The 14052-nt window shown below is 60.0% G+C and carries 14 protein-coding genes; 8 read left to right on the forward strand and 6 right to left on the reverse strand.

All coding sequences use genetic code 11. The features are described from left to right. Nucleotides 1-3 precede the first annotated feature (3 nt). Nucleotides 4-1179, forward strand: a complete 1176-nt coding sequence (locus tag CHU94_RS02885) for a YbfB/YjiJ family MFS transporter (RefSeq protein ID WP_094476577.1) — start codon at nucleotides 4-6, stop codon at nucleotides 1177-1179. On the opposite strand, the gene CHU94_RS02890 is transcribed toward CHU94_RS02885, so the two are convergent. Beyond that, the gene (locus tag CHU94_RS02890; RefSeq protein ID WP_094476579.1) at nucleotides 1176-1898 is read right to left on the reverse strand and encodes an amidotransferase; all 723 of its coding nucleotides are present in this window, start codon (nucleotides 1896-1898) and stop codon (nucleotides 1176-1178) included. The genes CHU94_RS02885 and CHU94_RS02890 overlap by 4 nt on opposite strands. Before the next feature lie 276 nt (nucleotides 1899-2174). Between CHU94_RS02890 and CHU94_RS02895 the strand changes: the two genes are divergently transcribed. Together CHU94_RS02895 and infA are read left to right on the forward strand one after the other, a co-directional pair. After that, nucleotides 2175-2426, forward strand: a complete 252-nt coding sequence (locus CHU94_RS02895) for a hypothetical protein (RefSeq protein ID WP_255033782.1) — start codon at nucleotides 2175-2177, stop codon at nucleotides 2424-2426. A 23-nt stretch (nucleotides 2427-2449) separates the two neighbouring features. Then, a complete protein-coding gene (gene infA / locus CHU94_RS02900) occupies nucleotides 2450-2698 on the forward strand; it encodes a translation initiation factor IF-1 (protein ID WP_087495722.1) in 249 nt (82 codons plus the stop codon). A gap of 46 nt (nucleotides 2699-2744) precedes the next feature. Here infA and CHU94_RS02905 read toward each other — a convergent pair whose 3' ends face one another. Beyond that, nucleotides 2745-3179 carry a DUF2798 domain-containing protein gene (locus tag CHU94_RS02905; protein ID WP_217901283.1) on the reverse strand — a complete coding sequence of 145 codons (435 nt, stop codon included), beginning with the start codon at nucleotides 3177-3179 and terminating at the stop codon, nucleotides 2745-2747. Between the two features lie 100 nt (nucleotides 3180-3279). Here CHU94_RS02905 and CHU94_RS02910 point away from each other — a divergent pair, with 100 nt between their 5' ends. After that, entirely contained in the window at nucleotides 3280-3723 is a 444-nt protein-coding gene (locus CHU94_RS02910; protein ID WP_094476583.1) for a MarR family winged helix-turn-helix transcriptional regulator, read from the forward strand. Nucleotides 3724-3773: 50 nt separating this feature from the next. Here the strand turns inward: CHU94_RS02910 and CHU94_RS02915 are convergent, their stop codons facing one another. Genes CHU94_RS02915 through CHU94_RS02925 form a run of 3 tightly spaced genes read right to left on the reverse strand, consistent with a single transcriptional unit; the run spans nucleotide 3774 to nucleotide 8106 of the window. Continuing rightward, nucleotides 3774-5414, reverse strand: coding sequence for a methyl-accepting chemotaxis protein (locus CHU94_RS02915; RefSeq protein WP_094476585.1), 1641 nt, complete (start codon nucleotides 5412-5414; stop codon nucleotides 3774-3776). A 39-nt stretch (nucleotides 5415-5453) separates the two neighbouring features. Then, on the reverse strand, nucleotides 5454-6380 hold the full coding sequence (locus CHU94_RS02920; protein WP_141211369.1) for an SMP-30/gluconolactonase/LRE family protein: 927 nt from the start codon (nucleotides 6378-6380) through the stop codon (nucleotides 5454-5456). Nucleotide 6381: 1 nt separating this feature from the next. Beyond that, nucleotides 6382-8106 (reverse strand): IlvD/Edd family dehydratase, encoded by a 1725-nt coding sequence (locus CHU94_RS02925; protein ID WP_094476589.1) that lies wholly within the window; start codon nucleotides 8104-8106, stop codon nucleotides 6382-6384. Nucleotides 8107-8241: 135 nt separating this feature from the next. Between CHU94_RS02925 and CHU94_RS02930 the strand changes: the two genes are divergently transcribed. Next, nucleotides 8242-9015, forward strand: a complete 774-nt coding sequence (locus CHU94_RS02930) for an SDR family NAD(P)-dependent oxidoreductase (RefSeq protein WP_094476591.1) — start codon at nucleotides 8242-8244, stop codon at nucleotides 9013-9015. An 18-nt stretch (nucleotides 9016-9033) separates the two neighbouring features. Here the strand turns inward: CHU94_RS02930 and CHU94_RS02935 are convergent, their stop codons facing one another. Next, nucleotides 9034-10002, reverse strand: coding sequence for a LysR substrate-binding domain-containing protein (locus CHU94_RS02935; protein WP_094476593.1), 969 nt, complete (start codon nucleotides 10000-10002; stop codon nucleotides 9034-9036). Nucleotides 10003-10154: 152 nt separating this feature from the next. Between CHU94_RS02935 and chvE the strand changes: the two genes are divergently transcribed. The 3 genes from chvE (at nucleotide 10155) to mmsB (ending at nucleotide 14052) form a co-directional block, all read left to right on the forward strand. Further along, complete coding sequence (gene chvE, locus CHU94_RS02940) at nucleotides 10155-11231, forward strand: multiple monosaccharide ABC transporter substrate-binding protein (RefSeq protein WP_094476595.1); 1077 nt, start codon at nucleotides 10155-10157, stop codon at nucleotides 11229-11231. A gap of 90 nt (nucleotides 11232-11321) precedes the next feature. Beyond that, nucleotides 11322-12857 (forward strand): multiple monosaccharide ABC transporter ATP-binding protein, encoded by a 1536-nt coding sequence (gene mmsA, locus CHU94_RS02945; protein WP_094476597.1) that lies wholly within the window; start codon nucleotides 11322-11324, stop codon nucleotides 12855-12857. A gap of 1 nt (nucleotide 12858) precedes the next feature. Continuing rightward, a complete protein-coding gene (gene mmsB / locus CHU94_RS02950; RefSeq protein ID WP_094476599.1) occupies nucleotides 12859-14052 on the forward strand; it encodes a multiple monosaccharide ABC transporter permease in 1194 nt (397 codons plus the stop codon).

The raw sequence follows: 14052 nt of genomic DNA on the forward strand, positions 1-14052 counted from the left end.
GGCATGCGGCAGACCTGGGTGCTGGCGCTGGCCTTGTCTCTGGGCGCCGCAGTTTCTTTGGGCATCACCCGTTTCGCCTATGGTCTGCTTCTGCCGGCCATGCGCACCGACCTGGGTTGGAGCTACACCCTGGCGGGCGCCATGAATACGGCCAACGCCTTGGGCTACTTTTTGGGGGCCCTGGCTACGCCTTGGCTCATGCGCCGTCTGGGACCGTCTACCCTCTTGTGGGGTGGTGCGCTGCTGGCCAGTGCCTTTATGGGGCTGAGTGGCTTCTTCATTGATGCGTCGCCTTTGCTGCTGCAGCGCCTGCTGGCGGGTGTGGCCAGCGCGCTGGTGTTTATTGCGGGGGGCTTGTTGGCCGCCCGTTTGGGAGCCCGGCATCCGCAGCACAGCGGTTTGTTGCTGGGTATGTATTACGGCGGCACGGGCCTGGGTATCGTGCTCTCTGCCCTGCTGGTGCCCTGGTTGCTGGAGGCCACGCAAACCCAGGCCCACGGGTGGCGTTGGGCTTGGTGGGTGTTGGCGCTCGCTTGTGCAGCTGCCAGTGCCGTGCTGGTATGGCCGGCACGTGTGATGGCGCGCTGGGAGGCTCCCGCTGCCGTTCCTGGGGCCGCTGCCCTGACGTTTCGTTGGCGCCAATTTGCCTTCGGCTTGGCTGGCTACACCCTGTTTGGCGTGGGCTACATCGGCTATATGACCTTTGTGGTGGCCCTGCTGCGTGCGCAGGGCAGCAGCGCGCTGGCGGTCACGGTGTTTTATGCCTTGTTGGGGCTGGCGGTGGTGGCGTCGGGTCGCATTTGGGCGGGGCTGCTGGACCGCCACAAGAACGGCAGGGCGTTGGCCATGCTCAACGCCCTGCTGGGCGTGGCTACGGTGTTGCCCGCGCTAACACATTGGTGGCCCATGGTGTTGACCTCGGGCCTGCTCTTTGGGGCGGTTTTCTTGTCCGTGGTCGCATCCACCACGGCCTTGGTGCGGCACAACCTGCCCCCTGCGGCGTGGGCTGCGGGGATCAGCGCCTTCACCACCGTGTTTGCGGCGGGGCAGATCGTGGGCCCTACCGTGGTCGGATGGATTGCCGATGGCCCCGGTGGGCTGGCGCGTGGCCTCGTGTTTTCTGCGGTGGCATTGTGGCTGGGGGCTGCGCTGGCCACCCGCCAAAAGGCATTGGTTTAGGCCGCGGCCCCGGCGCGCCCTTCCACAAACGCCACCATTACGCGGGCAAAGTCGGTTCCCTCGTGGCCCTGCGCCAGGCTATTGATACTGGCGATGTAGTGTTCGTCGCCCAGCAAGGCACGGCGCTTGTTGAGCAGGTGGGCGCTGTAGTCTTCCACAAATTCAGGGTGTGGCTGGATGCACAGCACCTCCTGGCCTCTGGCGTAAGCAGCAATCGGGCAGCGGTCGCTGCTGGCCAGCAGTGTGGTGCCAGCGGGAAGCTCCAGCACCTGGTCCTGGTGGCTGGCCAGCAAGGCAAAGCTCTCGCGTTCGCCTTCGGGCAGCAGGTCTTGGGCGTGCCAGGCATAGGTGTTGCGCCCCGTGACCCAGCCTTGCGGTGCGCGGCCCACCTTGGCGCCCATACATAGTGCGATGAGCTGGTGGCCAAAACACACACCCAGCAATTTGGTGTCGGTGTCCAGCAACTCGGTCACGCGCCGGCGCAGTTCCACCACCCAGGGTTCGTCCGAAAAAGAATCGGCCTTGCTGCCGGTGAGCAGCACGGCGTCGTAGTCGGCAAAGGAATCCGGGTATTCACCCAGCGGCGTGCTGAAGCGCTCCATGGTCCAGTCGGTGGCACCAGCGTCGCGCAGTACACGTTCCATCATGGCGGCGTAGTTGCCGTAAGTGGGCACCAGGGCCGGGTCAATCGAGTCGTTGTCCAGAATGCAGAGTTTCATGGTCCCAATTTTCGCAGTTTCGCCCTGAAAACCACAGCCAACAGGGTCTTTGCGGCCCAAATAGGGCCTGATTTGGCGTGCCGTGCTACATTAGGCAGTCGCCCAACAGGCGATTGGCCGTGTTCTGGTAGGCATACCGCAACACATCCACCCCCGGCAGTGGGGTTGCCAATCCAGCCCAAATGTCAGCGACCTGCAAACGCCCTCTCACGGCATCGCAGCTTTTCTCTTTTGAGCACTTAGCCTCTGCCGTGGCCGGTGCGCTTGTACTTTTTAATGATTCAGAACCACAACAAGATCGCTTCTTCGCATCCCGTTACCATCGGCAAATACCGCATTGCCGCTTGCTCCAAGCCGCTCCTTAGCGGCCGTTTTGGCGCACAAGTATCCATTGCCAGCGGACGCGGCAGCGCGTCAACCGACCGTGTCATGAGTTTTCATGACGATTTTTCCACGCCTGACGCAGCGGCCCGTTACGCCATTGCGCAAGGCATCCACTGGGTGCACAGTGCTATCCGCACCCAGTAAGCTACTGCATAAAGGAAACCACCATGGCCAAAGAAGACCTGATTGAGATGATGGGCGTTGTCAACGAAGTGTTGCCTGACACCCGTTTTCGCGTGACCTTGGATAACGGTCACCAGTTGATTGCCTACTCCGCTGGCAAGATGCGTAAGAACCACATTCGCATCTTGGCCGGTGACCGTGTGTCGCTGGAGCTCTCGCCTTACGACCTGAGCAAGGGCCGCATCAACTTCCGCCACATCGAGGGCCGCGGCCCCATGACCCCACGCCGTTAAGACGGCGCTGCCGGGGTCTTGCGCCCCGGTGTGATGGAGAGATGCTTTATCGACCGGCCGCCAACCGGTCCAGCTGGGGCTTGATGACAAAGCCCATGCACAGGCTCACGCATAGGCCCACAGGCAGGGACTTGACGAAGGCGGCTCCCCAAGCGATGGCAAAACCCGGCGCGAAGCCCCGGTTGCTCAGGGTGACCACGCTGGCAAGCAGCAACTCCATCATGCAGGCGGTGCAAGCCGCCAAGATCAGTTTGCGCGCCAGGGCGCTACGCCCAGCAAACACCTGCTGAACTTTGCGGTCCAGCACCGCCATGAAGGCAAAGGCCACCAGCATCACTGGTAGCGCCGATACAAATCCCCGCAACCACCGCGCCGTGAAGTCGGCGGTAAACCCGATATTGATCCAGGTGATCACACCGCTGAGCAGCAGCCCGATGGTGGGCAGGATAAGCAACGGCGGGACGATGGCGCGCAAGCGCATAGGGCGGGATGGGGTTGCAGAGGGCATGTCGTTGGAATGGCATTTGGTTGATAATGTCAACCAATGTAATCGATAAAGTTGACATAGTCAACCAAATGCCATGCCCTACCCACACAGTCCCGAAGAAGATGCGATCCAAGCCATGTTGCACATGTTTGAGACACTGAAGGCGCAGATGGGACAGTCCCTCACGCAGGCAGGCATTACCTTGTCACCCCTGCATTTGCACATCCTGAGCCACTGCAAAGCCCACCCTGGCGGGAATCAGCAGGCTTTGGTGCAGGCCAGTACGCGCGACAAGGGGCAAATCGCACGCATTACCAAGGAACTCGAGGCGCAGGCCCTGCTACGTAGACGCCCTGACCCACAAGACGGGCGCAGCCAGATTCTGGATGTGACACCCGCTGGGCTTGAAGCCTGCGCGGTATTTGAGGCCCAACACACGGCGTTGGTGCAGCGCATGTTTGCCACGGTGACACCCGAGCAGCTCGCGGTATTTACCAACGTCGCACGTACGGCTGTTGCTAAGGCGCTATCAAAATAGAAGCTATTCGCGCAGTATCCACGGTGCCCAAAGCCATATTTGAATAGAAATTAGCGCCCCATGCCCAGGCGCAAGGCCGGAGATTGGGCTGCCAACGCCGGAGCCGCGGTCGTCCACACGGGTTCTGCGGCGGTGTTGTTGTGCGCCGCCCCCAGCTTGAACACTGCCACCACCCCCACCAAGTCGCTGGCCTGGCTCTTGAGGCTGCTGGCCGCCGCCGCCATCTCCTCCACCAGTGCCGCGTTCTGCTGCGTGGTCTGGTCCATCTGGGTCACGGCTTCTCCCACCTGCGCCACCCCGGCGCTTTGTTCACTGCTGGCAGCAGAAATTTCGCCCATGATGTCGGTCACACGCCGGATACTGGCCACGACTTCGCTCATGGTTGCACCGGCCTGGTCGACCAGCGCACTGCCCTGCTCCACACGGGAGACGCTGTCACCAATGAGGCTTTTGATCTCCTTGGCGGCCTCTGCGCTGCGTCCGGCCAGAGAACGCACTTCCGAAGCAACCACGGCAAAACCTCTGCCCTGCTCGCCCGCCCGGGCGGCTTCCACCGCGGCGTTAAGCGCCAAGATGTTGGTCTGGAAGGCGATGCCATCGATGACACTGATGATGTCGTTGATCTTGCGGCTGGCTTCGTTGATGCCTTTCATGGTTTCGACGACGCGGCCCACGACTTCACCGCCCTGAATGGCGACTTGAGAAGCACTCATGGCCAGTTGGTTGGCTTGGGAGGCGGAGTCGGCGTTCTGGCGCACGGTGGCACCGAGTTCTTCCATGCTGGCGGCAGTTTCTTCCAGCGCACTGGCTTGTTGCTCGGTGCGGGCGGAGAGGTCATGGTTGCCTTGGGCGATTTCGGCGCTGGCGGTGGCCACCGATTCGCTGCCGCTGCGGACCCGCCCGACCACACTCGCCAACTGGATTTGCATGCGATCCAGCGCCATCAACAATTGCCCTGTCTCATTTGTGGAATGCGCATGAATAGGCTGCGACAAATCGCCCTCGGCGATTCTGCTCGCCACACTGACGACGGTGTTGATGGGGCCGGTGATGGAACGAATCAGCCACATTGCGGCCACGACTGCGGCGATGACTGCGACCAGTAGCGCCACAAGCATGGCGCTTCGAGCCGTGGTGAAACTGTGGTCGCTATTGTTGCTGGCAGTTACCGCACCAGAATGATTCAGGTCGGTCAGCTTCTTGATCGCCGCCTTAATGTTGTCATAGGTGACCTTGGACTCGTTTTCCAGCAACTTTCGGGCAGGGAACTTGTCGCGTTTGGTCGAGAAATCCACCAACTGGGCATGCTGTTCTAGGTACTTTTTCCATTCAGCTTCGAAAGAGTCGTAAATAGCCCTTTCCTCCGGGCTGTCAATCAATTTGGCGTACTCGTTGCGCACTTGTTCGATAGTGCCTAAAGCCTCCACCATGACCTTGTTGATGCGCTCCATTGCAGTTTCATCGCTGTTTTGCACGTGCTGGCTCTCCAGCGCACGCAATTCCGCAATGTTGGAGCGCAAGTTACCCACCTGCTCGATACTGGGAAGCCAGTTTCCCGTGATGTCCTGCGTATTCCCGCGCATTGCCAGCATTTGCAGGATGGCAACGACCACCACCCCAACCAACAGCGCAGTCAACAAACCCATGACGCTGATCAAGCGCGTGGATATCCTGAGATTTTCGAATTTCATGGCCCGTGTCTCCTCGTATTTTTAGTGGGGCAACTTCACCTAACCTGCAAATAAATGCGCTGGCAATCCAGGGCTGTCTACCTCCACGGCAAAGAGTGCGCCGCCCAGCGGCTCATTGAATATACCGGCGCTTGCTGGCGGGCAGGCACTGGTGACAAAGAGTGTGCGCAGATATGGACCTCCGAAGGTACACCCCGTCACATGGGCCGCTGGAATGCGGATGCGCAGCAGTTCGTGCCCGGTTTCTGGGTGGTGGCAAGTGACGACTCCAGAGCCCGCTCTGGCGAGCCAGATGCGCCCGACGGCATCGGTGCACATTCCTTGGGGAATGCTCTCAAGCCGGGGCAATGCCAGCCAAGTTTGAGCGGGTCCAAGCTGTCCGTGGGCGTCTAGCGAATGCGCGCGAATCCGTTGCTGAGACGGGTCGGACAGTAACAAGGTTCTCTGATCTAGAGTCCAGGTCAAGCCTGTGATAGCCCCCATGCCCGGCACCATTCGCGTGCAGCGGGACCCTCCGGCATAGCGATAGAGCGCACCCGTCGAGGCCTGGTTGTTGTTTGATGCTGTGCTGCACCAGAACTGCCCATGCGTATCGCACAGCCCCACTTGCATCAGGTTGTTCGGTTGCGCAGGTTCGGGCCGGTGGAGCAGCTCCAAGCGCGCAGTGTCAGGAGCGAAGAATGCCAACTCGTGGCGCAAGGCAAGCAGCAAGCCTGCATGGTTTCGCCGTTCGGCAATGGCGCTCACCGATTGCCCCAAAGACCAACTGTCGCGCAATCGTTGCGCGGGCTGAAAGCGGTGTAGCTGGTGGCTGGCCGAGTCCACCCAGTACAGCGCAGACTCGCGGGCTGACCAGATGGGTGCTGCGCCGCGTAGCGCCTGGGCACTCCAAGCACTGCGAACGTCTCCCAGCACTGCAGGCAATGGGCAGTACTGGGGTGGTGTTGCCTGCAACACCGCAGACATGTCAGTGCGAGTCGCGTGGGACTCCGGCGCCACTGCCACCGACCAGGAAGTCCAGGTCGGCGCCCAGGTGGGCCTGTTGCACGGTTTCGACGTAGAGCTTGTACCAGCCGCGCTTGGGTTTCTCGGGCGCTTGCCAGGCGGCCAGCCGGCGCGCCAGTTCTTCGTCCGATACTTCCAGGTGCAACTTGCGCTCGGCCACATTGAGCTCAATCATGTCGCCGTTTTGCACGACCGCCAGTGGGCCACCGGCGGCCGCTTCGGGGCTGGTGTGCAACACGGTGGTGCCGTAGGCAGTGCCGCTCATGCGCGCGTCGGAGATGCGCACCATGTCGGTAATGCCCTTCTTGAGCACCTTGGGCGGCAGGGGCATATTGCCCACTTCGGCCATGCCCGGATAACCGCGCGGACCGCAGTTCTTCAGCACCATGATGCAGTTTTCATCAATGTCCAGATCTGGGTCGTCGATCTTCGCGTGGAACTCTTCGATGGACTCGAACACCACCGCACGGCCGCGATGGTGCAGCAGATGTTTGGAGGCGGCAGACGGCTTGATCACGGCACCGTTTGGTGCCAGGTTGCCGCGGACCACGGCAATACCGGCTGCGGGCATGAAGGGCTCTTCCACCGTCTTGATGACTTCGCGGTTGTAGCAGGGGGCGTTTTCCACGTTTTCGCGGATGGTCTTGCCGTTCACGGTGATGCAGTCGCCATGCAGCATCGGCAAGATTTCGCGCATGACTGCAGGCAGGCCGCCGGCGTAGCAGAAGTCTTCCATCAGGTACTGGCCGGACGGTTGCAGGTTCAGGATGTTGTTCACTTCCGAGCCCAGCTTGTCGAAGTCTTCCAGTTTCAGGTCCACGCCCAGACGGCCGGCGATGGCCAGCAGGTGAATCACGGCATTGGTGGAGCCGCCGATGGCCGCATTGGTGCGGATGGCGTTTTCGAACGCTTTGCGCGTCATGATCTGGGACATCTTGATGTCTTGCTTGACCATTTCCACGATGCGACGGCCGGTGAGCTGGGCCAGGCGCTTGCGGCGCGTGTCGGCAGCAGGAATGGCAGCGTTCTCGGGGAAGGCCATGCCCAAGGCTTCGACCATGCTGGCCATGGTGGAGGCGGTGCCCATGGTCATACAGGTGCCGCTGGAGCGGTGCATATCGCTCTCGCAGGAGGTGAACTCCTGCATGGTCATCTGACCGCCGCGCACCATTTCAGACATTTGCCAGACGCCGGTACCGGAGCCCACGTCTTTGCCGCGGAACTTGCCATTGAGCATGGGGCCGCCAGAGAGGCCGATCGTTGGCAGGTCGCAGCTGGCGGCGCCCATCATCAGCGAGGGGGTGGTCTTGTCGCAGCCCATGAGCAGCACCACGCCGTCAATTGGGTTGCCACGGATGCTTTCTTCCACATCCATGGAGGCCAAGTTGCGGAACAGCATGGCCGTGGGGCGCAGCTGGGTTTCGCCCAGGGACATGACGGGGAATTCGAGTGGGAAGCCGCCGGCTTCGTACACGCCGCGTTTGACGAATTCGGCCAGTTCACGGAAATGACCATTGCAAGGCGTCAATTCGCTCCAGGTGTTGCAAATGCCAATGATGGGACGACCGTCCAGCAGGTCATGCGGATAGCCCTGGTTCTTCAACCAGCTGCGGTGCACAAAGCCATCGCGGTCTTGACGGCCGAACCAGGCGTGGCTGCGGCGGAATGGGGGCTTTTCGGAACTCATAGGTTGCCTCTTTGTATGCGGAGGAATTTCCTCCAGTTCTTGACAGCCGGCATCGTAACAATGCACAGTGATAATAGAAAATGAATTAACTAGCAATTTATATATCTAAATTGCAATCAATGAAAAAGGAAAAATATGTCGGCAGTTTCTAGCTTGGCGAGGTTCCCCAGCTTGCAGGGTAAAAACATCTTTATTACGGGAGGGGGTACCGGTATCGGCGCTGCCATGGTCAGTGCGTTTGCCGACCAAGGCGCGCGGGTGGCCTTTGTGGATGTGGCTGCCGGTCCCAGCGACGCCCTGGCAGAGTCCCTGCGTGCCCAAGGCTCCACGGTGTGGTGGCAGCGATGCGATGTCCGGGATGTCCCGGCCTTGCAGCAGGCCGTTGCAGACGCTCAGGCCGCTCTGGGTGATTTTTCGGTGCTCGTGAACAACGTCGCTCGCGATGACCGCCATACCCTGGAGTCGGTTACACCCGAATACTGGGACGAGCGCATGGCGGTCAACCAGCGCCCCGCCTTCTTCGCCATCCAGGCGGTGGTTCCGGGCATGCGCCGGCTGGGCGGTGGTTCGGTGATCAATTTGGGGTCTACAGGGTGGCAGACCAAAGGCAGTGGGTACCCCTGCTACGCGGTTGCAAAATCCTCGGTCAACGGCCTGACACGAGGCCTAGCCGATAGCTTGGGAGCAAGCCGTATTCGGGTCAACACCGTCTCGCCAGGTTGGGTCATGACCGAGCGCCAGATCAGCATGTGGCTGGACGCGGCCGGCGAGGCCGAAATCCAGCGCAACCAGTGCCTGCCCGACAAGCTCAAGCCCTCGGACGTTGCCCGCATGGTGCTGTTTCTGGCGTCGGACGACGGCGCCATGTGCACCGCCCAGGAATTCAAGGTGGACGCCGGCTGGTCCTGATAACCGTCCGCTGGCCGATCAAGGGGCGGGCGGGAAGGAAAACTCTTTGCCGTAGACCGTCATGGCCGAAGCCTTGAGGGCGCGCAGCACCACCTCGCCTGCGGGTGAGAGCAAGCGGTCGCGCCGCGTGATGAAGCCGAAAGGCTCCATGTCCAGCGGCAGCGCCACCGGTAGGATGGACATGAGGCCGTGGTTGGCGTAATAGCGCGCCACGTCGACCGCCATCACGCTGACCATGTCGCTTTGCTGCATCATCTTGCTGATGAACAGCATGGCGCTGGTTTCCACGCTGTTGGTCGGGGGCTGCAAGCCCAGCTCCTGGATCATCAGGTCAAAGCGGTGGCGCAGCATGCTGCCAGCAGGAGGGACGATCCAGCCGTACTGGAACACGTCCTCCAGGCTGGGTTTGATGGCGGTGAGCAGCGGATGGCCTGGGCGCGCCACGGCGCAGATCGGTTCGTCCGTCACGACCTCGTAGCGCAGCGCAGCCTTGTCGTGTTCCGGCGAGAGCCGCCCCACCAGGATGTCCAGCGTGCCACGATTCAGACGCTCGATCAGCACGTTGCTGGGCTCAATCTGGATGGTGATGTGCAGATTGGGGTGGGCTTGCTTGACCGCTGCCACCGTGGGCGGCAACAGCGCCAGACCTGGGGCGGTGATGGACCCCAGATTCACTTGGCCGAATTGGCCGCTCTTGGCTGCCTGCAGCTCTTCGTGCGCCTGGTTCAGGCTGGCCAGCGCCGCACGGGCGTGGCGAATCATGGTGTCGCCATACCAGGTGGGGCGCATGCCGCGGGGCAGGCGCTCGAACAGTGAAACCCCTAGTACGTCTTCCAGATCCTTGAGGAGCTTGGATGCCGCGGGCTGTGTCATGTTCAGGACCTGTGCCGCTCGGTGGATATTTCCTTCTTCAGAAAGTGCAACAAGTAGCAGCAACTGCCGCGTTTTGAGGCGAGCGCGCAAGAACCAGTGTGTGTAGTTCGTCATGTCAGGGTTACCACCAATCTGTGTTTACGTATCGAAACAGCTGCAAACTATATTAGAAATTAATCTATCACATCCTTATCATCCGGGCTCTGCGCCGACCTGGCAAAGACCCGAGTTAGTTAAAAATTTGTTAATCCCACAGGAGACATCCCATGACAGCACGTAGAAGCACCCTGAAGGCCCTGGTTGCCAGCTTGGCCCTTGGCCTGGCTTTCGGTGGCACCGTTGCCAACGCGCAGGACAAAGGCCTGGTCGGCGTAGCCATGCCCACCAAGAGCTCGACCCGCTGGATCAGCGACGGCAACAGCATGGTCGCCGCACTGGCAGCCAAAGGCTACAAGGCCGACCTGCAGTACGCAGAAGACGACATCCCGAACCAACTGGCCCAGATCGAAAACATGATCACCAAGGGCGCCAAGGTGCTGGTGATTGCTGCCATCGATGGCACCACCCTGACCAACGTGCTGCAAAAGGCTGCTGACAAGGGCATCAAGATCATCTCCTACGACCGCCTGATCGTTGGCTCCAAGAACGTGGACTACTACGCCACGTTCGACAACTTCCAAGTGGGCGTTCTGCAAGCCCAATCCCTGGAAAAGGCACTGGGCCTGAAAGAAGGCAAGGGACCTTTCAACATCGAATTGTTCGGTGGCTCTGCGGATGACAACAACGCGTTCTTCTTCTACGACGGCGCCATGTCCGTGCTGGACCCCTACATCAAGTCTGGCAAGCTGGTGGTTCGCTCCAAGCAAACCGGCATGCAAAAGGTGGCTACCCTGCGTTGGGACGGCCAAGTGGCACAGGCCCGCATGGAGAACCTGTTGAGCGCTTACTACGGCAAGGACAAGGTCCACGCTGTGCTGTCTCCCTATGACGGTCTGTCCATCGGTATCTTGTCTGCGCTGAAGGGCGTGGGCTACGGCACCGCAGCACAACCTATGCCTTTCGTGTCCGGTCAAGATGCTGAAGTGCCTTCCGTGAAGTCCATCATTCGCAAGGAACAGTACTCCACCATCTTTAAGGACACCCGCGAATTGGCCAAGGTTACCGCCAACATGGTGGACGCCGTCATGAGCGGCAAGCAGCCTGAAATCAACGACACCAAGACCTACAACAACAAGGTCAAGGTCGTTCCTTCCTACCTGCTCAAGCCCGTGGCTGTAGACCTGTCCAACTACAAGCAAGTCCTGGTCGGCAGCGGCTACATCAAGGAAGAGCAACTCAAGTAAACGAGTTACGAGTAAAAAGAGGCCCTGTGCCCACAAAGCACAGGGCTTTTTACATTCTTCCCGGGTTCGAGTGAACCAAGTTGAGGCAACATGGTCCAGCCAATTCTAGAAATGCGCGGAATGCGCAAGACATTCCATGGCGTGACGGCCCTCAGCAATGTGAACCTCACAGTGCTGCCTGGCCAGATCCATGCTATCGTTGGAGAAAACGGTGCCGGCAAATCCACCCTGATGAAGGTTCTCAGTGGTGTGTACCCTTACGGCGAATACGAGGGTGAGATCCACTACCAAGGTCAGGAATGCAAGTTCAAGGGCATTCACGACAGCGAATCGGTAGGCATCATCATCATCCACCAAGAGCTGGCCCTGGTGCCGCTGCTCTCCATTACGGAAAACATCTTCCTGGGCAATGAACAGGCCAATGCCGCCGGTGTCATTGACTGGAACACCTCCTATGTCAAGACCCAGGCATTGCTCCAGAAGGTCGGGCTCAAGGAGTCGCCCAACACGCTCATCACCAACCTGGGTGTGGGCAAGCAGCAGCTGATCGAAATTGCCAAAGCCCTGTCCAAAGAAGTGAAGCTCCTGATCCTGGACGAGCCCACCGCCAGCCTGAACGAAAAGGACAGTGATGCGTTGCTCGAACTCCTGCTGGAGCTCAAGCGCCAAGGCATTTCCTGCATCCTGATTTCACATAAGCTCAACGAAATTTCCAAGGTCGCCGATGCCATCACGGTACTGCGTGACGGCGCCAGCGTGGCCACGCTGGATTGCAGTGAAGGTCCGGCCAATGAGGACATCATCATCCGCAACATGGTGGGCCGTGAGATGGCCGACCGCTACCCCCGGCGCACGCCCAACATCGGTGACAAGGTGTTCGAGGTCAAGAACTGGACCGTGCACCATGCAGAACACGCTGATCGCAAGGTCATCAAGGGCGTGGACCTGCACGTCAAGCGCGGTGAGATCGTCGGCATTGCCGGTCTCATGGGCGCGGGACGCACCGAACTGGCCATGAGCATCTTCGGTCGTACCTATGGCCAGAACATCAGTGGGCAGGTGATGCTCCATGGCAAGGAAGTCGACACCAGCACGGTGCAAAAGGCCATCAACCATGGCATCGCCTACGTGACCGAAGACCGCAAGGGTTACGGTTTGGTGCTGGACGAAACCATTGCCTGGAACACCACGCTGGCCAACCTCCCGGCGGTAGCCAAACGCGCTGTCGTGGATGAGGGCCAGGAGTTCAGCGTCGCGCAGGACTTCCGCAAGAAGCTCAACATCCGCAGCCCCAACGTATTTGCGCGCACCGTCAACCTGTCGGGTGGCAACCAGCAAAAAGTGGTGCTCAGCAAATGGCTGTTCTCCGAACCTGAGGTGCTCATCCTCGACGAACCCACGCGCGGTATTGATGTGGGTGCGAAGTACGAGATCTACACCATCATTGCGCAGTTGGCCGCCGAGGGCAAATGCGTGCTCATGATCTCCAGCGAAATGCCGGAGCTGTTGGGCATGTGCGACCGTATCTGCGTGCTCAACGAGGGTGCCTTTGTGGCGGAATTTCCCGCTGCCGAGGCAACCCAGGAAAAAATTATGCGATCTATCGTGACATCAGGAGTGAATTGAAATGGCAACCCCCAACACAGGTGCAACCCCGGCGAGCAGCGGAGGCGTTGCCGCGTTCCTGAAAAACAATCTGCGTGAATACGGCCTGCTCATTGCCCTGGTCATCATCATGGTGTTCTTCCAGGCCAAGACGGACGGTACGTTGTTCCAGCCGCTGAACCTGACCAACCTGATCCTGCAGAACAGCTACATCATCGTCATGGCGCTGGGCATGTTGCTGGTCATCGTGGCGGGTCATATCGACCTTTCGGTTGGCTCCGTATGCGGTTTCATTGGTGCTGTAGCCGCGGTTCTGATGGTGAACTACAACTGGCACTACGTGCCCGCCACGATGGTTTGCCTGGTCTTGGGGGGTGTCATCGGCGCAGCCCAAGGTTACTGGGTGGCGTTCTACAAGATACCTTCATTCATTGTTACGCTGGCTGGCATGCTAGTTTTCAAGGGCCTGGCCTTGGCAGTGCTTGAGGGCGCATCTGTAGGCCCATTCCCGCCCGAGTTCCAGTTGCTGAGCACGGGCTTCATTCCCGACCCCTTCTCAGGCGAGACCCTGCGCATCGCGTCGTTGATGTTGGGCCTGCTGATTGCCCTTGCCATGTTGGTGGCCAAGGTGCGTGACCGTGCTGGCCGCACACAGCATGGCATGGAAAACGAACCGCTTGCCATCTTCGCAGTGAAAAACCTAGTGTTCGTGGCCATGATCATCGCCTTCACTTACCTGCTGGCGTCCTACAAGGGCCTGCCCAACGTGCTCATCGTCATGCTGCTGCTGATGCTGGCCTACGACTTTGTGGCCTCCAAGACCACCATCGGCCGCCGTATCTACGCGCTGGGCGGCAACGAGAAGGCTGCACGCCTCTCCGGCATCCGCACCGAACGCCTGACCTTCTACACCTTCATCAACATGGGTGTGTTGTCGGCGCTGGCCGGCCTCATCTTCGCGGCCCGACTCAACACGGCCACGCCCAAGGCGGGTCTGGGCTTTGAACTCGACGTGATTGCAGCTTGCTTCATCGGTGGTGCATCTGCCTCTGGTGGCGTGGGCAAGGTGCTGGGCGCCGTCATTGGCGCCTTCATCATGGGCGTCATGAACAACGGCATGTCCATCATGGGCATTGGCATTGACTGGCAACAGGTCATCAAGGGTCTGGTGCTGCTGGCTGCCGTCTGCTTCGACGTCTACAACAAGAACAAATAA

The organism is Rhodoferax sp. TH121 (assembly GCF_002251855.1).
In the GTDB taxonomy this organism is placed as follows: domain Bacteria; phylum Pseudomonadota; class Gammaproteobacteria; order Burkholderiales; family Burkholderiaceae_C; genus Allorhodoferax.